Here is a 23,946-nt window from a genome sequence, read left to right on the forward strand (position 1 = left end):
TCTGGACCATGACAGCAGGCCGCCCGGCCCCCCTGGGCGCGACCTTCGACGGGGACGGCGTGAACTTCGCCGTGTTCTCCGAGAACGCCACCCGGATGCAGCTTTGCCTGTTCACCCCGGACGGGCAGACCGAGACCGACCGGCTGGACCTGCCCGAGCGGGACGGTGACGTCTGGCACGGCTACGTCTCCGGCATGCGGCCGGGCCAGCGCTACGGCCTGCGCGCGCACGGCCCCTATCGCCCGGACGAGGGCCACCGCTTCAACCACCACAAGCTTCTCATCGACCCCTACGCGAAGCGTCTCACGGGTCATCCCGCCTGGAACGATGCACTGATGGGCTACACCGTCGGCGCCAAGCAGCAGGATCTGTCCTTCGACACGCGCGACAGCGCCCCCTACATGCCCAAATCGGTGGTCGAGGATCCCGCCTTCACCTGGGGCGGAGACACGCGGCCCGAAGTGCTGACCGAGGAAGCGGTGATCTACGAGGCCCATGTGAAGGGCCTGACGCGCCTTCACCCGAGGGCCGAGCCGCCGGGCACGTTCCTTGCCATGGCGTCCGATCCGATGCTGGAGCACTACACGAAGCTCGGAGTCACCTCGATCGAGCTTCTGCCCATCCAGGCCTTCGTCAATGACGGCTTTCTCGAGGAGAAGGGCCTGACGAACTACTGGGGCTACCAGACGCTCGGCTACTTCGCGCCCGATCCGCGCTACCTCTCCGAGGGCAAGATCAACGAATTCCAGCAGATGGTGGCGCGGCTTCATTCGGCCGGCCTCGAGGTTATCCTCGACGTGGTCTACAACCACACCTGCGAGGGCAACGAGATGGGCCCGACGCTGGCCTTCAGAGGTCTCGACAACGCTGCCTATTACCGCCTCGCCGACGATCGCCGCTATTACATCAACGACACGGGCACCGGGAACACGCTCAACGTGGACAACCCGATGGTGCTGCGCATGGTGATGGATTCCCTGCGCTACTGGGTTCAGGAGATGCACGTGGACGGCTTCCGGTTCGACCTGTGCTCGACGCTCGGGCGCACCGATACCGGCTTCGATCGCGGCGCCGCCTTCTTCGACGCGATCCGGCAGGATCCCGTCCTGACGCAGGTGAAGCTGATCGCCGAGCCGTGGGACATCGGCCCCGGCGGCTACCAGCTCGGAGCCTTCCCGCCGCCCTTCCTCGAATGGAACGACAAGTACCGCGACGGGGTGCGCCGGTTCTGGCGCCGGGATCCGGGCCGCGCGCCAGATCTTGCCGAGCGCCTGACAGGCAGCGCGACGCAGTTCGACCATTCGGGCCGTCCGGCGACGGCGTCCGTGAACTTCCTGACCGCGCATGACGGCTTCGTCCTGCACGACATCGTCAGCTACAACGAGAAGCACAACGAAGCGAATGGCGAGGACAACCGCGACGGCCATTCGAACAACTACTCGGACAACATGGGCGTCGAGGGGGAGACCTCCGACAAGCGCGTCAACGAGGATCGCGCCCGCCGCAAGCGCGCGCTGATGACCACGCTCTTCCTCAGCCAGGGAACGCCGATGATCCTCGCCGGGGACGAGATCGGAAATTCCCAGATGGGCAACAACAACGCCTATGCCCAGGACAGCGAGATCTCCTGGATCGACTGGTCCCGCGCCGACGAGGACTTCCTGCGCTTCGTGCAGCGCATCATCGCCTTCCGCAAGGACCAGCCGATCCTGCGCCAGAAACGCTTCCTCCACAGCCGGGAGCGGATGATCGACGGCATGGAAGACCTGTTCTGGCGCCGGCCGGACGGCAAGCCGATGGAGCCGTCCGACTGGAACGATCCCGGCCTCCAGACCCTCTGCGTCGAGATGCGGACGGCGTCGGGCACCCCGCCCTACGGCGCCACGGCCACCGCCATCTTCGCGGTGTTCAACGCCGGCGACACGATCGAGGTGGCAATTCCCGATCCGGGCACCGGCATATGGTCGAAGCACATCGACTCCGCCGACCCCGAGGTGGAGGTCGCTCCGGTCGAGGACAGCAGTATCGAGGTCGGGCGGGAAAGCGTTTCCGTCTTCGTTCTGGAAGGGGAAGAATGACCGGCCCGCTTCACGACCTCATGGCGGAGGTGGGGATCCTCGCGCAGTACACGGACCAGACGGACAAGGTCCGTGTCACGCCGCCCGAGACCGCCCGGGCGCTCCTCGCTGCCATGGGCCTCGATGCCAGCACCGATGACGCAGCCGCCGATACCCTGGATCGCCTGCGCTCGGCAAAGGCGGCCCGCGCGCTGCCCGACTGGCACGTCGTCGAGGCGGATCATCCCGAGACGATCGCGCTGCCCCGCTCTGTGTCCGAGGCACGGCTGGAGACAGAGGACGGCGAGACCTCCAATCTGGAACCGGGAGAGACTCTGGGCTTGCCGCCGCTCCCGGTCGGCTTTCACCGCCTGACGCTCGACGGGGAGGAGACGACGCTGCTCTCGGCCCCGAAGAGCCTGCCGCTGCCGCCGCGCGGCTGGGGCGTGACGCTGCCGCTCTACGGCTTGCGGCCCCCGGAGGAGGGCGGACTCGGCACGTATGCGGACCTTGCCACGGTCATAAGCGGGCTGGCGAGAACGGGCGCCGCGTTCGCCGGGGTCAACCCGATCCATGCGGGGTTCCCCAGCGATCCCGGCTCCTTCAGCCCCTACGCCCCCTCCCACCGGCGCCGCTTCAACGTCGCCCATATCCGCCCGGCATCGGAGCCTGACGCTGTCCCGAGCGATCTGGTCGACTACCGCTCGGACATTCCGGCCCGCCTGTCGGCACTGCGCGCCGAATTCGACGAGGGCGGAAGCGACGCCGCGCGCAAGGCGCTTGAGGACAGGGACGACGCGCTCCGCCGCTTCGCCGTGCACCAGGCGCTCTCCGAGGAGCTGGGTGCATTCTGGAGCGACTGGCCAGAGGAGTACCAGGACTGCACCTCGAACGCCGTGTCCCGCTTCGCGGAGACGCACGAGGCCGATGTGCTCTTCCACGTCTGGCTCCAGCTGCGGGCGGAAGAGCAGTTGGCGGAGGTCGGCCGGACGGCCGGAGGGATGCGCTACGGTCTCTATCTCGATCTTGCCGTCGGCACCCATCCCCACGGCGCCGAGACCTGGGGCGATCGCGAGCATTTCGCGCAGGGCGTCTCCCTCGGGGCGCCGCCCGACGCGTTCAGCTCGGACGGTCAGACCTGGGGCCTCGCCCCCTTCGATCCGCTGGCGCTGGCGCGGGACGGGTTCCGCCCGCTTGCGGAGACGCTGCGCACCCAGCTGCGCTTCGCCCGTCTTTTGCGGATCGACCACATCCTTGGCTTCGAGCGCGCGTTCTGGGTGCCGCAGGGCGACGCCGCCGGAGCGCCCGGCGCCTACGTGAAGATGCCCCGCGAGGCGATGCTGGCGGTGGTGCGGATCGAGGCGGCCCGCGTGGGCGCGGCGGTGATCGGGGAAGATCTGGGCAACGTCCCGGACGGGCTTCAGGATGCGCTCGTCGCAAGCGGCGTCCTGGGGTGCCGCGTGGTGATGTTCGAGCAGACCGGGAGCGACGAGGCCCCTGCATTCCGCGCTCCGCGGGACTACACCGAAGCCGCCCTCGCCTCCTTCTCCACCCACGATCTGCCGACTTGGGCGGGCTGGCGCGAGGGCCGGGAAATCGATGCACGCCTCGAGCGGGATCTGATCGAGACGGAGACCGCCGAACGCATTCACGCCCAGCGAACGCGGGAGGTCGCGGCCTTCGACCGTGTTGCCGGCACCCCCGATGGCGGGGCGGACGGGATGCACGCATTTCTCGGCGATACGGCCGCGCGGCTTGTCGCCGTCCAGATCGAGGATATCCTCGGTATCGAAAACCAGCCGAACCTGCCGGGCACGGTGGACGCCTATCCCAACTGGCGCCGCCGCCTGCCGGTCGGCCCCGGCGCTCTTGCGGGGGATCCCCGCGTCGCGGGCGTATCACACATCATGGCCCGCGCAGGCCGCGAGGAGAACGAATGAGCGAGATCATCACGGTCGAGACGACACCGATCGAGGGTCAGAAACCCGGCACGTCCGGGCTGCGCAAGAAGACCCGTACCTTCATGAAACCTCACTACGTCGAGAATTTCGTCCAGGCGATCTTCGACGGGATCGGCGGCGCGGAGGGCAAGACGCTCGTCCTCGGCGGAGACGGTCGCTACTTCAACGACCGCGCGATCCAGGTGATCCTGCGCATGGCCGCGGCGCAGGGCGCGGCGCGCGTGATCGTCGGTCAGGGCGGCATCCTGTCGACGCCCGCCGCCTCGAATCTCATTCGCACCCGGGGCACCGATGGCGGGATCATCCTTTCCGCGTCGCACAATCCGGGCGGCGAGGACGAGGATTTCGGCATCAAGTACAACACCGCGAACGGCGGCCCCGCTCCCGAGGAGGTGACGAACCGCATCTTCGAGGCGAGCCGGGCCGTCACCGCCTACAGGATCGCCGAGAGTCAGGATATCGACCTTGCCGAGATCGGCACCCACCGCCTGATCGAGACCGAGATCGAGGTCGTGGACCCGGTCGAAGATTACGCCGCCCTGATGGAGCGCCTCTTCGATTTCGACAGGATCCGGGAGTTCCTGGCCTCCGGCTTCACCCTGCGCTTCGACGCGATGCACGCCGTGACGGGCCCCTATGCCAAGGAGATCCTCGAGGCCCGGCTCGGCGCGCCGGAAGGCTCCGTCCTCAACGCGCAGCCCCTGCCCGACTTCGGCGGCGGTCACCCGGATCCCAACCCGATCTGGGCCAAGCCGCTCCTCGATCTGATGATGTCGCAGGACGCGCCCGATTTCGGCGCGGCATCCGATGGCGACGGTGACCGCAACATGATCCTCGGCCGCGGCATCTACGTCACCCCCTCGGACAGTCTCGCCGTCCTCGTCGCGAACGCGCATCTCGCGCCGGCCTATGCCGGGGGGCTGAAGGGCGCAGCGCGGTCCATGCCGACCTCCCGTGCGGTGGACAGGGTCGCCGGCAAGCTCGGCATCGACTGCTACGAAACGCCGACCGGATGGAAGTTCTTCGGCAACCTTCTCGATGCCGGACGCGTCACGATCTGCGGCGAGGAGAGCGCCGGGACGGGCTCGGACCATGTGCGGGAGAAGGACGGTCTCTGGGCCGTGCTTCTCTGGCTCAATATCCTCGCCGAAACCGGCAAGGGGGTGAAGGAGCTGCTGGCCGATCACTGGCGCAGCTTCGGTCGGAACTACTATTCCCGTCACGACTACGAAGGCGTGGACGCGGAGGCCGCAAGCGGCCTGATGGAGGCCCTGCGCGGGCGTCTGGCCGACTTGCCGGGCACGCTGATCGCGGACCGCAAGGTGACCGCGGCGGACGAGTTTGCCTATGACGATCCTGTCGACGGCTCGCGGGCCGAGCAGCAGGGCATCCGTATCGAATTCGAGGGGGGAGGCCGCATCGTCTACCGACTGTCGGGAACCGGCACGTCGGGCGCGACGCTGCGCGTCTATCTGGAGGACGTGGAGGAGGAGCCGGCGGCGATGGACCGCGATGCGCAGGAGGCGCTCGCGGACATCATCGCAGCCGCAGACCAGCTTGCCGGGATCGCAGAGCGCACCGGCCGCGCTGGCCCCGACGTGAAGACCTGAAAGGAACCCCATGTCCCTTAAAGATCGCGCCGAAGCCCGGCCCGACATCGCCGCGGGCCTGGCCGAAGACTGCCACCGTATCCTCAACGAGGCCGAAACCTCCTTCGACGCGGAGATGGAGCTGGCCCGCCGCCTCGGCGCCCATGTCGCGGAGGGCCACGTCACCTTCGGCTTCTGGACGCCGGAACTCCTGGATCATCGCGTGCCGGACGGGGACGTGTTTCTCGAGCTCCTCGCCCCGGAAGAGGACGTGGACCTCACCCGCGCCAGCCAGACCCTGCGCTTCGAGCGGGTCTACCTGCCCGTGGCGCGCTACGAGGATCGCGTCTTCGCCGCCGTGTCCGGGCTGAAGATCGGCACTCGGGAGGACGTGGGCGACTTCTACGCTCTCGTCTGGCGCGACCCGGAGGGAGCCTGGCACCGCATCCTCGATCCCCTCGCGGCCTCCCTGCCCTACGGCGCCTTCGCGCCGGCGGAGCTTTACGACGTGGCCTCCATGCATCGGGGACGGGCGGACGAAAAGTATTTCCGCTCCCTCGCGACGGAGGACGGCAGCGCGTACAAGTTCGGCCCGCCGACGAATATCCTGCAGATCCACGTCCCCACCGCCACCGCCGGCGGCACCATCGCCTCGCTCAACCGCCGCTACCAGCGCCTCGCGGAGCGCCTCGCCAACGACATGGCGCTCGAGCCGGCGGACCAGCTCTTCCTCGGCTATGACGCAGTGCAGCTCCTCCCGGTGGAGCCGACGACGGTCTACGAGGACGGGCACGCCTTCTGGGAGGAGACGGACCACGAAGACGGGCAGGTGACGGTGAACCTCACCCGTCCGGACACCACAAACTGGGGCTACGACGTCGTGATCGGCGGCATGGCCACGGTAAACCCGGTGCTCCTGGAAAGCGGGCGGCCGGACGAGCTCGTCGACCTCGCGGCGACGCTCCACACCTTCCCCGCGCGTCCCGGAACCACCCAGCCCCCGAAGCGCCTGATCCTCGACGTGGTGTTCGGTCATTCCGACAACCAGGGCCTCGGCGCGCTCAACGCGCACTTCTTTGCCGGACCGAACATGTACGGCCAGAACATGGCCTACAAGAACCCCACCGTCCGCGCGATCCTGCTGGAGCTGCAGCGCCGGAAGGTCGATTTCGGGGCGGACGGCGTCCGCGTCGACGGCGCGCAGGACTTCAAGTGGTGGGACCCGACCAGTCAGGAGCTCAAGCACGACGACGAGTATCTCCAGCAGATGGCGGACGTCGAACAATGCGTCGCCGGCACCACCTACAGACCGTGGTTCATCTTCGAGGACGGCCGCCCGTGGCCGCAGGAAGACTGGGAGCTGTCCTCCACCTACCGCGCGGTGGTGGAGAGCCAGAAGGACGACGACATCTTCCAGTGGGGGCCGCTGACCTTCGCTCACAACACGCCGTTCATCTACACGTTCTGGCTGTCGAAGTTCTGGCGCATCCAGGAGATGCTGACCCACGGTGCCAACTGGATCTCCGGGACGGCCAACCATGACACGCTCCGGCGTGGCACCCAAGTCAACCCGAAGCTCAACATCAACACCCGCCTCGGCGACACGAAGATGGAGATCCTCGACAAGGCCTATGACAATCCGGCCGTGGCGATGCTGACCTATGCCGCGCTGCCGGGCGTTCCGATGGACTTCCTGAACGCCCGCGCCCGCGCGTCCTGGGGCTTCATCCGCAACCAGGACGACCTCTACGGCGTGAAGGTCGTGGCCGAGGAGGCGATCAGCCTGAAGTGGCAGGTGGACGAGTACAGTTATTCCGTTCCCGCCAACTTCCGGCGCCTGAAGGAGATGGGCTTCGCCACCCGCGAGGATCTCGCGCGGTTCTTCGAGTTCCTGCCGGCCCTGGTGGAGGTCACGGAGTACGACCTCGACGAGATCGCGCGGCTTCTGAACGTCGCCGAACCGAAGCTTGCCGGGCCCGAGCATTTCAGCGATGCGACGCTGAAGGCGGTGGCGCGCGCGTGGATGGATGACATGCACGAGTACTGCAATGTCTCCCATTCCCTGCCCCGGCTCGACTCCGTGCAGACCGACTTCATGCTGGCGGTGCGCAATTTCCGCCGAGCACGGCCGTGGCTGCGGGACAATTTCAGGGACGGCGACCATTTCGACTACATCCGCCCGATCGATGGACGGACGGTCTTCACCTCCCTCCGCCACGGGCCGGACGGCGAACAGGTCTATACCGTGACCCACATGGAGGGCGGCCCGACGGACGACTTCGATCCGGTGCGCCTCGGCATTCCGGGGCTGGACGGGTTCGGCTGGGAACTGGCGCTCAGGACGCCCGGCATCGGTCAGGACTATGTCGGCGGGCCGATCGTCTTGCGAGACAGCATGGGCCTCGTGTTCACCCGCACCCCCGGCTGATCGGGGCACCTAGGCCCGAGCCGGGCGACCGGCTCCGGCCCCGCGGTACACCCTGCTAAATTGCGCGGTGGCGGGGCAGCTCGCTGCCCCGCTTCGCCTCAGACCGTCCCGGGCTCTCCGAGCGTCCGGCGCAGTTCCTCGCGGCGGGTGCGGGCGCTGGAGATGATGCGCGGTTCGTCTACCGATTCAGGTGTCTTGAGCCAGACATCCGTCCAGCGCCTCTGCGCCAGGTCGATGGAGGACAGGGCGGAGATCGGGACGGACAGAAGAAGGCTCGCCGCGATCGGCAAGAGCCAGAGGGAGACCAGCCCCGTCGCCATGCCGGAAACGAGGAGGATCCCGGTCACCGTCTCGAGCGCGTGGAAGCGCAGCAGGACCCCCAGCCGGTAATCCCCGCCGGAGCGGGCCTGCGGCGACCAGGTGGCCGGGACGCCGGCGATGGTGCGCAGAACGGCGATCATCTGCTGCACCATCAGGATCGGGGCGAAGGCGACGGAGGCCGCGACTTCGAGGCAGATGGAGAGCCAGAAGAAGCGGCGGCGTCCGAAATGCGCGGGCTTGATGCCGGTCAGCGGCAGCGACAGCGCGCCCAGCGCCTTGGGGGCCAGCAGCATCGAGTACATGAAGACGAGGACGAGCACGTTGTCGAGCGGAGAGAGTTCCGGCCAGAGCGGACGCATCGGGTTGTCCGGCGAGAAGTACTGCACGACGCTGGTCTGCCCTGTGCCGAGCAGGGCCCAGATGCACAGGAGCACGAACCAAGCGGGTGACATAAGGTAGGCCATCGCGCCCGAGAAGAGATGGAACCGCGAGACCCCGGCGAGACGGGACGTCGCGAGAACGAGAAGGTGTTGCAGGTTGCCGTGGCACCAGCGCCGGTCCCTGAGGCAGAAATCGATCAGGGAGGCGGGGCTTTCCTCGTAGCTGCCGTCGATCCTCGGCAGGAAGCGGATGGACCAGCCGGCGCGCCGCAGAAGGCCCGCCTCGACGAAATCGTGGCTCATGATGAGACCACCCTCGCCGCGCAGGGCCGGCATGCGCGGCAGGCCCGCGCAGGAGGCGAACGCCGCGGTGCGGATGATCGCGTTGTGGCCCCAGTAGTTCCCGTCCGTATCGGTCCATGTCGCCAGCCCCTCGGCGAGAAGGGCGCCGTAGACGACGGAGGAGAATTGCTGCACCCGCGCGAAGAAGGTCCGTGCGCCGATCAGGCGGGGGAAGGACTGGATGAGACCGGCGGAGGGGTCCGCCGCCATCTCGTGCGCAAGACTGGTGAGGGCCTTGCCGCTCATGAGGCTGTCGGCATCCAGCACCACCATGGCCTCGTGGCCGCCGCCCCAGCGGGCGACCCAGTCGGCGATGTTGCCGCTCTTGCGGTCGGTGTTCTCAGGGCGGCGGCGATAGTAGAAGCGGCGCCCCTCCGGCAGCGCTTCGGCCAGAAGCTCGGCGGCCCGCCATTCCTGCGCGGCGATGACGGGATCGCGCGTATCGGACAGGACGAAGAGGGAGAAGGTGTGCGGCGTCTCCGAGCGGCCGAGCTCGTCCAGCATGGCCGCGGCATTGCCCATCACGTCCCAGGGGACCTCGTTGTAGATCGGCACGAGGAGCGCGACGTCGATCCCGCGAGGGGCCGGGTCCTCGGCGCGCGTGCGCAGCGGCGGCGCGGTCAGAAGATGCAGGAAGCCGACCGTGGCCGTGGCCAGCGACATGGCGATCCAAAAGAACGTGGCGCAGACAAGGGCGACGAGCGCCGCCTCGGCGAAGCCGAGCCCGTCCTCCGCCAGCCAGCGGCCGAAGAATGTGCAGAGAAGCCCCGTGGTCAGAAGCGCCGGCAGGAACGTCATCGCCCGCCAGACGCGGGCACGTTGCCGGATCGGCGCGGCGCATCGGCCTTCGTCGGGAACATGGCGCAGCGATTGACGCGGGTGCGGCAGGGGCTGCTCGGGCGGGACCATCTCCGAGCCGGCGGGGCCGGCAACGGCGGTGAGAAGGCGGGTCAGCTCGTCCATCTGTACAGCCACACTTCTGAGAGGGGCGCGCCGTCCCGGACGAATTGCGCGCGAAGTTCGGAGGCGGTCTCCTCGCCGGGATCGAAGGAGAATGTCAGGCGGGGGCCGCCGGTATCGGGATTGGTCTCGAGGCGCGGCGTGCCGAGCGTGCCGCGCGAGGCGTTCAGGTAGATGTCCTCGGCGGAGATGTTCTCGATCGCGTCCGTTCCCGCGAAGTCGAGCACGACGACGAGCTTGCCGGCGAAGTCCCGTCCGATCCGCGTATCGACGATCCGCGCGGGCGCATCGGGCCCGGGCGCCGCTTCCGGCCCCCATGTGATGCGGTAGGCGTAGGCCACTTCGCTGCCGCCCTCGAGCGGCTCCCTCGGGGACCAGTAGGTGACGATGTTGTCATAGATCTCACGGTCGGCGGGGATCTCCACCAGCGTGACGGACCCCGGCCCCCAATCGCCCTTCGGCTCGATGAAGGCCGAGGTGCGCTTGTGGTAGAGCGCCTCGAGGTCGGAATAGGCGGAGAACCCCCGCGTCCGCTGCATCAGGCCGAAGCCCCGCATCCCGTCGTCGAGGAACTGGGAGATCTGGAGCGTCCTGGGGTTGGCCAGGGGCCGCCAGAGCGTCTCGCCCCGGCCGTTATGGATGCACAGGCCTTCGCTGTCATGCACCGCCGAGCGAAAATCGTCGAAGCGCGCGCGGTTGGTCTGGTCGAAGAGGAACATCGAGGTGAGCGGTGCGAGGCCGATATTGGCGAGGCGCCGCCGCGGATAGATCACCGCGTCCACGTCCATGACCGTCGTTTCGCCGGCCGAGATGTCGAAGCTGTAGACGCCGGTGACGGAGGGGCTGTCGAGGAGCGCATGGATGCGGAAGCTCGTCGCGCCGGGGTCTGGCGCTTCGAGGTAGAACTCGGTGAAATCCGGGAACTCCTCGCCCTTCGGGCCGGCCGTATCCACTGTCAGCGCCCGCGCCGACAGACCGTAGACCTCGCCCTGACCGATGGCGCGGAAGTAGCTCGCGCCCTGGAATACCGCGAATTCCTGAAAGATGCCGGCCTTTTCGAGCTCGGCCCGGAGACGCAGGCCGGAGAAGCCCATGCTCTCGCTCACCGGCAGATCGGGGAACCGGTCGGTCGTGTCGAAGAGGTCCATGTCGAACGCGACCATCCGCGCCGCCGCGTCCTCCACCACGAACATCGAAACGCCGCGGGGGAAATAGAGGCCGGGGGCGAAGAAATCGACGCGGAGCGGGCGCCCTGTTTCGTTCCAGAGCGCCGCGGCATCGCGGAACCAGATCGAGCGATACTCGTCGTAGCTGAGGTCCTGCCATTCCTGCGGTACGGGATCGCGCGGCGTGAAGGACCCCTCCGCCATCGCGCGGGCCCGGGTCCGGAGGGCCTCCACGGAGAAGGGCTGAGACAGGGGGAGCAGACGCGCCGCGCTGCGCGGCGACGACTCCGGGATGATCTCGGCGGACGCGCCGCGGGCCGCGAGGCCGGCCGCGATCACGCCAAGAGCTGTGCGACGGGAAATCATGACGATGTCCTTTTGCGCCAGGGTTCCGACATGAGCCATCCGGTGCCGTAGGCCACGCCCACCATGAGGGTGCAGCCGGCAATGGTGACGGCGAGAACGAGAAGCGGCGTACGGCCGGTCACGTCGAGCACCAGCCCGGCGATCCGGGACAGCGCCATGGAAAAGACGAAGACCGCGAGGGACCGCTGGCCGACGCGGACGATGGCGGCGCGCAGTCCGCCCCAGAGCTGCCCCGCCATGCCGGCGGGCGTGGCCCGGAGCGCCCGCCCCTCGGGGCCGGACAGGGCATAGGCGGCATAGGCCAGGACGAGGAAGTAGAGATAGCGGAAGAGGCCGAGATCGGTCTTCTCAAGGAGGGGCCGGGCCGCCTCCCGCAGGCTCAGGATCCACTCGTGATGGATGTAGAAGCGCCAGTAGGCGAACGGCATCGTCAGGACGAGCAGGATCAGTGCGGCGGTCACGAGGCCCCATGTCACCGGCGGCGTCCTGATCCATCCCCGCGTCAGCGCAAAGCCGGTGAAGAAGACGAGCTGCCAGCCGAACGGGTTGAAGAACCATTCCCGGTCGGACCAGGGCTCCGCCGGAAGGTGCAGTACCTCGATCGCCGCCACGAACCAGATCCCGACCGAGAGCGCAATGGCGGCAGCCGGGGCGATCCGGGCTGCCGCCATCATCAGCGGCACCAGTGCCAGCGCTCCCATGTACATGGGCAGGATGTCGAAATAGTTCGGCACGTAGGTCAGCGTCATCAGCGCCGGAAGAAGCGCCTCGGGATCCGCGAAGAACGGCGTGAGGTTCAGCGAGTTCACGTAGTCCTTGTCGAACAGTCCCGCCCCGTCGATCGCGGCAAGCGTCGCGGCGAGGGCGAAGAAGAAGCCGATATGCGCCCAGTAGAGCTGCCAGACGCGCAGGCCGATCCGCGCCGTCCCGATGGCGAAGCCGGACCGGTCGTAGACGCGACCGAAGGCGATGCCGGACGCGGCACCGGAGCAGAAGACGAAGATCTCCGTCGCGTCCGAAAAGCCGAAGCGCGTCGGCAGCCACGCATTCAGGAAGTTGCCGGGCATGTGCGCGATGAAGATCAGGAACATCGCGACGCCCCTGAAGAAATCGAGACGGATATCGCGCGCGGCCGCGGGAATGGTTGCTGCAACCTGGGGAGGCGCGGCTGGCAGTATGTCGGTTGCGGTCATAGCGCCGGTATCAAGATCCTTCAGAACCCGTCGCGGGACACGCCGAACGTGCCGACCTTGTGCGCAACACCGGCGCCTCGTCCCCGACATATCCGGACATGACCGCCCTTCACGTCGAAGGAAAGACGTGCGCGCCGAAAATGCCGCGTTGCGGCAGGCAAGTGGCAAAAAGCCGCCGGGGGAGGCGCCAAGTGCCCGCCGAGGGGGCATAAATCGTACCTCGCATGTCCAGAATCGTGACTGCGGACAGGGGCGGAGCGACAGACGATTCTTGCGCCCCTACCCCGTGCGGGACAGGCGGCATGGAATCGGCAGGCTCGGCGAAAGCGCCCCCATCTGCCCCTCAGGTCTGACCCCACCCGGGGAGGCGGCGCCCCTGCCCCGGAAGGCCGCGCCGGCGGCGACGGCGACGGTGCGGCGACACGTCGAAGGTCCGCCCCGCCTGCCCCACTTTCTCGCCCGGCCGCCTCCCGTTAAGGTTGGCCCCGGACCAGCGAGAGCGGAGGACATCATGGCGGGCTTCACCATCGCCTTCGTCGCGCAGGACGGACGACTGCAATACGAAGCGCTTCTCCTCGCCGCGTCCCTGCGCGAGATGGATCCCGGTTTCGACGGCCGTCTGGTGGCGCTGGAGCCGCAGCCGGGCGGCGCATGGCCCGGCGATCCGCGCATCTCGTCTCCTCACGTGCGGGAGGCGCTGCAGCGGCTGGACGTGGAGATCACCCCGTTCAGCGCCGAGCATTTCGGCGCGGCCTATCCCAACGGCAACAAGATCGAGGGATTGTCCGCCCTCCCGGAGGGCCCGTTTCTCTTTCTCGACAGCGACACCCTCGTCACCGGCTCCCTGAGCGACGTGCCCTTCGACTGGGCGCGTCCGTCCGCTTCGATGAGGCGGGAGGGGACATGGCCTGAGCCGCCGCTCTACGGCCCCGGATATACCGAGATCTGGGGCTCGCTCTACGACCGATTCGGCCTCGACATGACGCCGACGCTGGACCTCTCCCAGCCGGACGAGCACTGGGAGCGCTATCTCTATTTCAATGCGGGCTGGTTCTTCGGCGCAGATGCTGCCGCCTTCGGTGCCCGTTTTCTCGACTATTCCCTTTCGATCAGGAACGACCCGCCAGAGGCGCTGGCCTGCCAATCCCTCGATCCGTGGCTAGACCAGATCGCCTTGCCCCTCGTCATCCACTCCCTGAATGGCGGGCGGCCGGGGCCGGAGCTTGCAGGGCTGGACGGAGACGTGACCTGCCATTGGCGCGTGCTGTCGCTGCTTTATGCGCGGGAAAGCGACCGGACCGTCGAGATCCTCGAGACGGTCAGCCAGCCCAACTGGATCAAGAAGGCGCTGAAGGAGCACGAACCGTTCCGCCGTCTGCTGTTTCAGGGCAAGGGCCACCGCCTGCGTGCATTGTTCGACCGCGCGGACCTGCCCCGCCCGGAACAGGCCCTGCGCAACCGCATCAAGAAGGAGAAGATGTGGTATCGCTGACGGGCGGCGGCCCGGCCGCGGCCACGTTCGGTCGCCGGGCAGTACCGGGGGCCTGAGCGGCTCCGCCCCTCGGGGCGTCTCGACCCTCCGCCCGCGAGGAGACGACACAGCCGTCAGACCGGAGGCGCCGGCGGGCCGTGAGCAGCAATTCGCCGTTCATCGCGGTTCGCCCTTTTCGGACGATTGCGTTCGGGCGCCGCCGACAGGACAAATCCGGCAACAGATCGGCAGGCCGAGGGCGGCTGGACGCGCCCCCGATGCCTGCTCCGCACGGTCAGGTGAAGGTCCCTTCGGTTTCCAAGCGCCGGGCCGTGCTGTATCAATGGCTTGCGGCCGCCGCTTGGCATGGCCCCGGAATCGGCGAGACGGACCAGACGCGATGAGCATTGCCTACATTCTCGAACTCGGTGATGACGAGGTGGCCCTCAAGCACGCCGGCACCGGTGAACTCGTCGGTGCCGTCCGCCTGGATGCGCCTGACTTCGATGCGGCGCTCGGTGCCCTGGCCGCCGAGGCGGAGCCCGGCGCGGAGGTCGAACTCTGGCTGCCCGAAAGCCAGGTCCTCTGCCTGGAGGTGCCGGCCTCCGGCCTTGACGAGGTGGTCGATCGCGGCCGGATCCGCAGCGCCCTCGACGGCCGGACGCCCTATTCCGTCGATGAGCTCGATTGGGACTGGACCGAGAAGGACGGCAAGCTCCATGTCGCCGTGGTTGCACGTGAAACGCTGTCCGAGGCCGAGCGCTTCGCCACCCAGCACGGCTTCGCGCCGAGCGGTGTCAGCGCAAGCGATGGCATGGCGGACTATCCGGGCCGCCCGATCTTCACCGGCACGGCGGCCGAGCAGAGCGCCTACGAGGCGAAGGCGAACGTCCCGCCCGTGATACTCGCCCCCATGCCCCCCACCGACGCCGGCGGGACCGCTGCCGGCGCCGCGGCGGAGTCGACCCCGACCGGGGAGATCGAGATCCCGGACGAGGAGACGGATCCCCGGATCGAGGAGACGCCGCGCGACACCGCCGCGCTGGACGGTCCGGACAAGGCAGACGACGAGCCCGCCGAGGGCACAACGGACGAGATGGCCGCCCCTGCGGACGCAGCCCACCTCGAGGATGGTCCGGCCGCCCCCCCTGTCGATGACCGCACGGGCGCCGAGGTCTCCGGCGATGCATCACCTGTCATGCCGGACGTGCCGCAGGAGCCTCGGACCAGCGACGATCCAGCCGGAACCGCCGCGCCCGACCTGACCACCGACGCCGAGACCCCCGACGTGCCGGCGGACCCGGACCCCGGCGTTCCGCCGCGACGCCTCACGGACGACGTTCCCGTCCTGCCGTCCTTCGCCGCAATGCGCGCGCGCTCCGGGGAGCCGTCCGGGGGCGCGCCGAGCCTGTCTCGCGCGAGCCAGGTCGCTCCGCCGAAGACGCCCGAGGGCGAGGACGGCGCACCGATCCTGAGCGGGCCGGACGCCGAGCCGAAGCCGCCGACCGTGCCCCGCCCGGAGATCCCGCCGCATCTGGCGAAGACGGCCGAGCCGGCCGCGCCGTCCCGAAAGGCTGGCGGTCTGAGGGGGCTTGCCGGGAGCGTTCTGAAGAAGACCGAACCGTCCCGCGCAGATCATCAGCGCACCGAGCCGCCCGCCATGGGCGCGCCCGCACCGCAGGCCGAAGCACCGAAGCACCCGCTCTTCAGCGGCAGCGCGTCAGGCACGCCCACCGAGACGACAGTACCGCCGCGCCCCCTCTTCGGTGAGGCCGGCCCGCCGCTTGGCCGCACGAAACGGGCCGGCGACGCCGGCATGGGCGCCGCGCTTGCCGGAGCCGCAGGTGCGGCCGGTGCAGCGGGGGCCGCCACCGTGGCCGGGGCGAAGGGCCCTGCCGGCAACGTCACGCCCGCGACAGAACAGAAGACACCGGGGGCCTCCCCCGCCGCCGCGCCCGGCTTCGCGCATGGCCTGACGGGCTTTGCCGAACCTGCGGCGCCGCCCCCCATGCCCCCGTCCAGCGCAGCTGGGACACCCGGCACGGAGGCCGCACGCCCGGCGCCCGAGCCGCCGCGCCTTCGCCCGAAGGACGGCATGGTTCCGGCGCCGCGCGCGGTCTCTCCGGCCAGTGAAAACAGCCTCTCCGAGGAGGAGAGCCTCACCGTCTTCGGCGCCCGTCGCGGGGCCGCACCTGCGAACGCGCGCAGCCCGAAGGCGCTCGGCCTGGCCGTTGCCGCCTGCCTCGTGGCACTCGTGGCGCTGGTCGGGATATGGTCGCTCATCTTCAGTGGTGACGAGGATGTCGCCATGCCCGAGATCCGCGAGCCGTCCGAGCTCGAAACCGCCCGCGTCGGGGATGCGGAGGAGCTGGACCCGGCGGCCGAACTGTCCGCCGGGGGAACCGCTCCCTCCGCAGAGGCGGACGAGCCGCCGCAGATGCAGGCCGCGGATCCGGATGCGGAGATCGCCGCAGGGACCGCCGAGACCACCGAAGGAACGCCTGCCCTCGAAACAGCCGTGCCGGACGAGGAAGCTGCGCCCGATACGGATCTGGCCGCCCTTGAGCCCCGGGGCGATCTGCCTGCGCCAAGCGCTGCGGAGCCGCAGGAGGACGCCGCGTCCGAAGCGCCGCCCGCCGTTTCTGCCGCCGAGGCACGGGCCTTCTACGACGCCACCGGCATCTGGCAGGCCGCGCCCGAACGGGGCTACGAGCCGGCGGCGGATGCCGCACGCGGCCTCGTCGTCGCCTCGGTCGATCCCGGCGTGCCTGCCGAAGAGCCCGGCGCCCTGCCCGAGGCCGGCAATCCCGAAGCGGACCGTCCCAGCGGCTTGCCGGAGCCGAAATCCTACGGCGAGGAGCTTGGCGGCGATCTGGTAGGCACCGTGACGCCGACCGAAGAGGGCGCCCTGTCCGCCGTCGGCATTCCCATCGTTGCCGGCCCGCCGGACGTCATCCCGCCGTCGCGGCCGGATGACCTCGAGGAAGCGGCCCGCGAAGCCGATCCGCTCTTCGGCTTCCGCCCGCAGCCGCGGCCGGACACCCTCGGCCCGAGCGATGAGGATGCGAGTGCCGATACCGGACAGGACGAGACAGCGACCGCCTCCGACGACGGAGAAGACGTTGATGACGTCTCCCTCGACGTGGCCGATGACGTCGACGGCACGGATCCGGACGGCGCCGAACTCCAGGTGGCCGATGCGGACGCGGGGACGGCGGACGATGACGCCGCCGAGGACGCGCCGAATATCGCGATCGGCAAGCTCCGCCCCCGCGCCCGCCCCCTGGCCCTGATGCCGGAAACTGCCGCGGCAGCGGATTCGGAGGCGATCGACGAGGCGGTGAGCGCCGCGCTTGCAGCCAGGCTCTCGAATGCCACCGACCTGGCCGTGGCCGCCTCCGTCCAGCCCGCCAGTCGGCCCGAGGACATTTCCCGCATCGTCGCCAGCGTCCGCGCCTCGCAGTCGGCGGCGAGCCAGGCCGCGGCCGCATCGACGGCAGCCGTGCAGACCAGCGCCCCCGCCGCCACTGCCGTGCCGCAGGCTGCGCCCCAGCGGCAGCCGCAGCCGCAGGCACAGCCGAGTGCGGCACCGGCCCGCGGGCCGGCCGTCGCGCGCAATCAGCGGGTGCAGCCCTCCGCTCCCACGTCCGGTGCGGTCGCCGCCACCGCGACCACGAAGAATGCGCTCGACATGTCCGGCCTCGCGCTCATCGGGACCTACGGCTCCGCCAACCAGCGCCGCGCCCTCATCCGCCTCGGCTCGGGCCGCTACGTCAAGGTTCAGGTGGGCGACAAGGTCGATGGCGGGCAGGTCGCGCGGATCGACGACGGGCAGGTGTCCTACGTCAAGCGCGGGCGGCAGCACGTGTTGCAGATGCCCGAAAGCTGATCCCCGGAGCGGCAGGTCCCGGGAGCCGGGCCTTGCCCGCCCCGGCGGGGTGCCTCACTGTAAGCCGACGCGCCCTCGACGATCCTCTGACGGACCTGCCAGCCCATGGAATTCATACTTGCCCAGGCCACGCTGTATCTTGCAGCCGCGGTGGTCGCGGTGCCGATCTGCGCGCGGCTGGGGCTCGGGTCCGTCCTTGGATACCTCCTCGCCGGCATCGCCATCCAGCCCTTCATCGGGATGCTCGGGACCGAAGCCGGTGAGCTGATGCATTTCGCCGAGTTCGGCGTCGTGCTGATGCTCTTCCTGATCGGCCTCGAACTGGAGCCGCGGGCGCTCTGGGACATGCGGCACAAGCTGGTCGGCCTTGGGGGGATGCAGGTCCTTCTGACCACCTTCGTGATCGCCGGGGGCTGCCTCATCCTCGGCGTGCCTGTGCCCACCGCCATCGCCATCGGCATGACGCTGGCCCTCTCCTCCACCGCCATCGTGCTTCAGACGCTGACGGAAAAGGGTCTGATGAAGACGCCGGGGGGCCATGCTTCCTTCTCCGTCCTCCTGACGCAGGACGTTGCCGTCATTCCGTTCCTCGCGATCCTGCCGCTTCTGACCATGCCCGGGATCTCCGCGCGGATCTCCGAGACCGGGACCATCGAACGCGCGGGCGACGGGCACCACGAGGCCGCGCTCAGCCTCGTACAGGGGCTTCCGGGATGGCAGGTCACGCTCGTCACGCTCGGCGCCGTGGCCTTGGTGATCCTCGTCGGGATCTACGCCACACGCCCGGTCTTCCGCTTCGTCCACATGGCGAAGTTGCGGGAGATGTACACCGCGACGGCGCTGCTCATGGTCGTCGGCATCGCCGTGCTGATGAACGCCGTCGGTCTGTCCGCCGCGCTCGGAACGTTCCTGGCCGGTGTGGTCCTGGCGAACTCCGAGTTCCGGCACGAGCTCGAGGCGGATATCGAACCCTTCAAGGGTCTCCTTCTCGGCCTGTTCTTCATCGCGGTCGGCGCGGACATCAACTTCCAGTATCTCTGGCGCAACCTCGGGGACGTGATCGGGCTGACGCTGCTCGTGGTGCTGGCGAAGGGCGTGATCCTCCTCGGCCTTGCCACCGCGTTCCGTCTGAAGGGCGAGGACCGGCTCCTGTTCACCCTCGGCCTCGCACAGGCCGGCGAGTTCGGCTTCGTCCTAGTGTCCTTCTCGCTGCAGCAGGGGGTGTTCGACGCGGCGCTCGGGCAGCTCCTACTTCTCGTCGTCGCGCTGTCGATGCTCATGACGCCGCTGTTCTTCATCGCGCAGGACCAGATCGCGCGGCGGCTCTCGGGCGGCCGCAAGTCGGCGGAGCATGACCATATCGACGAGCAGGGCGCGGTGATCATCGCCGGGATCGGGCGCTTCGGGCAGGTGGTGAACCGCATGGTGCAGATGGCCGGACTGACGACGACGGTGATCGACAACGACCTGCCGACGATCCAGCTGATGCGGAAGTTCGGCTTCAAGGGATTCTTCGGCGATCCGACCCGCCCCGAGATCATCCATGCGGCGGGCCTGGCGAATGCGCGCGTCCTCGTCGTGGCCCTCGACGACAAGGCCGCCGCCCTGAAACTCGTTCGCCATGCGCGAGCGCACCGGCCGGACCTGCACATCGTCGCCCGCGCCCATGACCGGGTGCACGTCTACGAGCTCTATCGGGCCGGGGCGAACGACATCGTCCGGGAGATGTTCGACAGCTCCCTCCGGGCGGGGCGCTACGTGCTCGAGAACATGTCCTTCTCGGAATTCGAGGCACACGAGATCGAGCGCACCTTTTACACCCACGACCGCCGCACGATCCGCGAGCTTGCCGATGTCTGGCGGCCGGGCGTGCCGGTCGCGGAGAATGCCGAGTACATCGCCCGCGCACGAGAGCTGAACAAGGATCTCGAAACAGCCCTCGTCACCGCCCTCGACGACAGCGAGGATGCACGGGATGCAGCACGGCGGGACCGGGATGCCGAAGCCGCCGCGGTCGCGAAGTCCGAAACGCGGAAGATGGAAGGGCAGTAGGGACGCCCGGCGCGTGTCTGCATCCCCGGTCGCCACGATTCAACGGACCAGTGCGGCGTCACGCGGGACCGGGGCCTGGGTCCCGGCCCGCTCCCTCAGAACGCTTCGGGACGCGCTTCCCGGGCCATGTGATCGAGAACGCCGTTGACGAAGGAGGGCTCGCGGCCTTCCGGAAAGAACGCCCGGGCGATATCGACGAATTCGTTGATCACGACCTTCGGCGGTGTGTCCGCGCGGACGAGTTCGGCCCCGGCGGCGCGGAACAGCGCGCGTAGCGTGGTGTCGATCCGGGCGATCGGCCATTTGGCAACGAGGGCCCGGTCCGTCATCTGGTCGATCCGGGCCTGTTCGTTCACCGCGTCATCGACGAGAGCACGGAAGAGATCGACGTCTCCCTCGGCCATTTCCTCGCCTTCGTAGGCCGCGCCGAAGCGATGGTCCTCGAACTCCTTCTCCACCGCACGGGTGGTCTGTCCGGAGCTTTCCATCTGGAAGAGCGCCTGCACCGCATAGAGTCGCGCGGCGGACCGCATCTGGCGTTTGTTCGAGCTCATGCCGTCTTCGGATCCTCGTCATCTGCCCCTGTCGCGAGGCGGTATTCGGCGCTGGCGGGCTTGAAGCCGATGCCGCGTTCGGGCCGGCTGAAGCGGCGCGTCAGCGCAATCAGGTGTAGCGCGGCTTCGGCCGCGCCGCCGCCCTTGTTCTGGCCGGCCGCCTCAGCGCGGGTCTCGGCCTGCTCCATGGTTTCCACCGTCAGGATGCCGTTGCCGATGCAGGCCCCTTCGAGCCCGAGGAGCGTCAGCGCGCGGGAGCTGTCGTTGCAAACCGTGTCGTAATGGGTGGTCTCGCCCCGGATCACGCAGCCGAGCGCGACGAAGCCGTCGAAGTTGGACTGGCGATGGGCGATGCGGATGGCGATGGGCACTTCGAGCGCGCCCGGCACCTCGGCGATCTCCCATGTGCCACCAGCGGCCTCGATGGCGGCCTTGGCGCCGGCGACCAGTTCGCCAGCGATATCCTTGTAGTAGGGCGCGACGACGATCAGGAGCCTCGGCGCCTGTTCGAAGGTCGGGGCGGGCAGCGTGTGGTGGCTCTGGCCGGCCATCAGGAGCTCCTCGGGATGGGACGTGTGCCGGTGATCTCCAGACCGTACGCCTCCAGCCCGACGACCTTTGGCGCGGGCGAGTTGGTGAGGAGTTCCATCTGGTGGATGCCGAGCGCGGCGAGGATCTGGGCGCCGACGCCGTATTGCCGGAGCGTCTGCGGCGAGGCTTCGGGGCCGGTGGCGATCTGCATCGACAGATCGCGCAGCAGGACGACGGCTCCGCGGCCCTCCCCCGCAATGGCCCGCATCGCGTCGTAGAACTCGGTCGGGCTGCCGGTCTCGCCGATGCCGGCCACGTCCTGAAGCGGATCGAGCGCGTGCATCCGCACGAGGACCGGACCGCCTGTCTCGATGTCGCCCTTGGTCAGCGCGATATGCTCGGCGCCCTGCGCCTCGTCGCGGAAGATGCGCATGCGCCACTCGCCGCCATGCATGCTCTCGACGTCGCGCTCCTGGACGAGGCGGACGAGGTTGTCGTGGCGGCGACGGTACGAGATCAGATCGGAGATCGTCCCGACCTTGATGCCATGCTTCTGGGCGAAGGCGATGAGCTCGGGCAGGCGCGCCATGGTACCGTCGTCGTTCATCACTTCGCAGATGACGCCGGACGGATCGAGCCCGGCGAGACGGGAGATGTCCACCGCGGCCTCGGTATGCCCGGCGCGGACGAGCACGCCGCCCTCGCGGGCGCGCAGCGGAAAGACGTGGCCCGGCGTCGCGAGATCCGCGCCGGTCGCCTCGGGATCGATCGCGACCTCGACGCTGCGCGCCCGGTCGGCGGCGGAGATCCCGGTGGTCACGCCTTCGCGCGCCTCGATGGAAACGGTGAAGGCGGTTTCGTGACGGGAGGAGTTGCTGGCCGCCATCAGCGGAAGACCGAGCGCGTCGATCCGCTCGCTGGTGAGCGCAAGACAGATCAGCCCGCGCCCGTGGACGGCCATGAAGTTGATCGCCTCGGGCGTCGCCATCTGGGCCGGCACGATGAGATCGCCTTCGTTTTCCCGGTCCTCGTGATCGACGAGGATGAAGATGCGCCCGGCCCGCGCTTCCTCGATGATCTCCTCGACGGAGGAGAGCGCGCCGCTGAACTCCCCCTCGGGAGCCGCGCCGGGGCGGGGGTCGGCCCTCTTGGGGGTATCGGTCACGGTCATGTCCTCGGGCTCGTTCGGATCGGGCGGCAGATAGTACAGGCACGGCCCTTTGGCCAGAGCGGTGAGGCGCCGCAGGACGCGGCGTTCCGGGCCCGCCCTCGCCCTCAGCCCGCCGGGCGGTGGCGGGAGAAATGGCCGATGATGTCCTCGAAGAACGCATCCCGGATCTCCGGGCGCTCCATCATCAGCTCGTGCTCGCCTCCGGGCGCGACATGGAGCCGCCCGCCGGGCCAGCGCGCCATGGTCGCGCGGATGGCGGCGGTATCGACGATGCGCTCGTTCGAGCCGACCCAGGTGAGGCACGGCACGCGCGGCGGAGCGAGGCGGCGAAGCGCCCGCATTTCCCGCAACGCCTCGAGAAGCCATGTCAGGGACGGACCGCCGAGGGACAGTTCGGGATGCGCGACAAGATGGGACTGAAGCCAGGAGAGCCGCTCCCGGTCGGTCGTCAGCGTGTTGCCCTCGTAGGGGACGTTCGCGAGGAAACTCTCGGGCGACGTGCCCGGGGCATAGCGACCGCCTAAGCCGAGCGCGCCGCCGGCCCCCGAGATCAGCCAGGCGGCCGGTCGCAGATGCGGCGGCATCCCGATGCCCCACATGGGCGCGGAGAAGGCCGCGGCCGCGACAGGGAGCCCCCGGTGCAGCGCGCGCAGGCCGATGCAGCCGCCCATGCTGTGACCGACGAGGTAGAACGGGCCGGGCAGTCCAAGCTCGGTAACCGCCGCCAGGACCGCATCCGCATCGTCCTGATAGGTGGCGAACCTGTCGACATGGCCGGTCGCGGTATCGGGAAGGAAACGGTCCGCGAGGCCCTGCCCCTGCCAGTCGACCGCGACGGAGCCGAAGCCCGCCTCGGCAAAGACCCGCGCCGCAGGCCCGTACTTCTCGCCGTATTCGGTGCGGCCGGGGAAGATGAGGACGGTGCCTGCGCCCCCCCGGCCGAGATGAGCCATCCGGAGGCGCAGCCCCCTCGGCGTGGTCAGCCAGAACGCGCGGGCCTCCTCCGGAGCGTCGGCGATGTCGGCCAGGAACGGCGCGGGGGTCATCTCCCCTGTCCGCGGGCCGTCACGTCCGGGCCGGGTGGAGGCCGCGCCGCCGCTCACGACAGGATGCCTGCCAGCTTCATGGCAAGACCCATGTCCCCGTCCACGGCCAGCTTGCCGGACATGAACGCAGCGGTGGGATCCGTGTCCCCGTCGAGGATGGACTGGAAGGTTTCGGCATCCGCCGTCATCGTCACGTCCGCCGCGTCGTCGCCTTCGCGCACGCCCGCGTCGTCCATCATGATCGAGCCTTCGTCGCCGATCACGAACTTGGCGGTTCCGCCGAGGCCGCCCTCATATTTCTCGGACAGCTTGGCGACTGCCGTGTCGATTGTCTGGCTCATGGGTCCTGGCTCCTTCGCTTCCGCCAAATGTGACCTCGCGGGGCATTTCATCGCGCCCGAAGTCTCTCTAGGATCGCCATCGAGATATGGAACGTTTGCGCCCTTCCCTCAACGTCGTCGCTGCGGCA

The 23,946-nt window shown here is 68.9% G+C and carries 15 protein-coding genes; 7 read left to right on the forward strand and 8 right to left on the reverse strand.

Features of this window, described 5'->3' with window-relative positions:
- Positions 1-8: 8 nt before the first annotated feature.
- From glgX to gghA, 4 genes are read left to right on the forward strand one after another with little or no spacing between them, the layout of a single operon-like run.
- Positions 9-2,078 (forward strand): glycogen debranching protein GlgX, encoded by a 2,070-nt coding sequence (gene glgX / locus DQG15_RS12175; RefSeq protein WP_116086306.1) that lies wholly within the window; start codon positions 9-11, stop codon positions 2,076-2,078.
- The gene (gene malQ, locus DQG15_RS12180; protein WP_232830832.1) at positions 2,075-3,997 is read left to right on the forward strand and encodes a 4-alpha-glucanotransferase; all 1,923 of its coding nucleotides are present in this window, start codon (positions 2,075-2,077) and stop codon (positions 3,995-3,997) included. The genes glgX and malQ overlap by 4 nt, the downstream gene beginning before the upstream one ends.
- Positions 3,994-5,628, forward strand: coding sequence for an alpha-D-glucose phosphate-specific phosphoglucomutase (locus DQG15_RS12185; RefSeq protein ID WP_116085652.1), 1,635 nt, complete (start codon positions 3,994-3,996; stop codon positions 5,626-5,628). Before malQ ends, DQG15_RS12185 begins: the two co-directional genes overlap by 4 nt.
- 10 nt (positions 5,629-5,638) lie before the next feature.
- A complete protein-coding gene (gene gghA, locus DQG15_RS12190) occupies positions 5,639-8,035 on the forward strand; it encodes a glucosylglycerol hydrolase (protein ID WP_116085653.1) in 2,397 nt (798 codons plus the stop codon).
- A 98-nt stretch (positions 8,036-8,133) separates the two neighbouring features.
- On the opposite strand, the gene mdoH is transcribed toward gghA, so the two are convergent.
- From mdoH to DQG15_RS12205, 3 genes are read right to left on the reverse strand one after another with little or no spacing between them, the layout of a single operon-like run.
- A complete protein-coding gene (gene mdoH, locus DQG15_RS12195) occupies positions 8,134-10,041 on the reverse strand; it encodes a glucans biosynthesis glucosyltransferase MdoH (protein ID WP_232830833.1) in 1,908 nt (635 codons plus the stop codon).
- Positions 10,029-11,570 carry a glucan biosynthesis protein gene (locus tag DQG15_RS12200; RefSeq protein WP_116085655.1) on the reverse strand — a complete coding sequence of 514 codons (1,542 nt, stop codon included), beginning with the start codon at positions 11,568-11,570 and terminating at the stop codon, positions 10,029-10,031. Before DQG15_RS12200 ends, mdoH begins: the two co-directional genes overlap by 13 nt.
- Positions 11,567-12,763, reverse strand: a complete 1,197-nt coding sequence (locus DQG15_RS12205) for an OpgC family protein (RefSeq protein ID WP_116085657.1) — start codon at positions 12,761-12,763, stop codon at positions 11,567-11,569. The genes DQG15_RS12200 and DQG15_RS12205 overlap by 4 nt, the downstream gene beginning before the upstream one ends.
- A 511-nt stretch (positions 12,764-13,274) precedes the next feature.
- Here DQG15_RS12205 and DQG15_RS12210 point away from each other — a divergent pair.
- From DQG15_RS12210 to DQG15_RS12220, 3 genes are all read left to right on the forward strand, one after another.
- Positions 13,275-14,255: a hypothetical protein gene (locus tag DQG15_RS12210; protein ID WP_116085658.1), complete on the forward strand. Its 981-nt coding sequence runs from the start codon at positions 13,275-13,277 to the stop codon at positions 14,253-14,255.
- 379 nt (positions 14,256-14,634) lie between these two features.
- The gene (locus DQG15_RS12215; RefSeq protein WP_116085660.1) at positions 14,635-18,123 is read left to right on the forward strand and encodes a hypothetical protein; all 3,489 of its coding nucleotides are present in this window, start codon (positions 14,635-14,637) and stop codon (positions 18,121-18,123) included.
- A gap of 105 nt (positions 18,124-18,228) precedes the next feature.
- Positions 18,229-20,175 (forward strand): cation:proton antiporter, encoded by a 1,947-nt coding sequence (locus DQG15_RS12220; protein ID WP_116085662.1) that lies wholly within the window; start codon positions 18,229-18,231, stop codon positions 20,173-20,175.
- Positions 20,176-20,270: 95 nt separating this feature from the next.
- Here DQG15_RS12220 and nusB read toward each other — a convergent pair whose 3' ends face one another.
- The 5 genes from nusB to DQG15_RS12245 form a co-directional block, all read right to left on the reverse strand.
- Positions 20,271-20,729, reverse strand: a complete 459-nt coding sequence (nusB, locus tag DQG15_RS12225; RefSeq protein WP_116085663.1) for a transcription antitermination factor NusB — start codon at positions 20,727-20,729, stop codon at positions 20,271-20,273.
- Complete coding sequence (locus DQG15_RS12230; protein ID WP_116085665.1) at positions 20,726-21,280, reverse strand: 6,7-dimethyl-8-ribityllumazine synthase; 555 nt, start codon at positions 21,278-21,280, stop codon at positions 20,726-20,728. Before DQG15_RS12230 ends, nusB begins: the two co-directional genes overlap by 4 nt.
- On the reverse strand, positions 21,280-22,431 hold the full coding sequence (gene ribB, locus DQG15_RS12235; RefSeq protein WP_116085667.1) for a 3,4-dihydroxy-2-butanone-4-phosphate synthase: 1,152 nt from the start codon (positions 22,429-22,431) through the stop codon (positions 21,280-21,282). Before ribB ends, DQG15_RS12230 begins: the two co-directional genes overlap by 1 nt.
- Positions 22,432-22,535: 104 nt before the next feature.
- On the reverse strand, positions 22,536-23,477 hold the full coding sequence (locus tag DQG15_RS12240) for an alpha/beta fold hydrolase (protein WP_116085668.1): 942 nt from the start codon (positions 23,475-23,477) through the stop codon (positions 22,536-22,538).
- A 53-nt stretch (positions 23,478-23,530) separates the two neighbouring features.
- Positions 23,531-23,818 carry an SCP2 sterol-binding domain-containing protein gene (locus DQG15_RS12245; protein ID WP_116085670.1) on the reverse strand — a complete coding sequence of 96 codons (288 nt, stop codon included), beginning with the start codon at positions 23,816-23,818 and terminating at the stop codon, positions 23,531-23,533.
- Between the last annotated feature and the right edge of the window lie 128 nt (positions 23,819-23,946).

It is taken from the genome of Tropicimonas sp. IMCC34011 (genome assembly GCF_003390865.1).
Taxonomy (GTDB): Bacteria; Pseudomonadota; Alphaproteobacteria; order Rhodobacterales; family Rhodobacteraceae; genus Tropicimonas_B.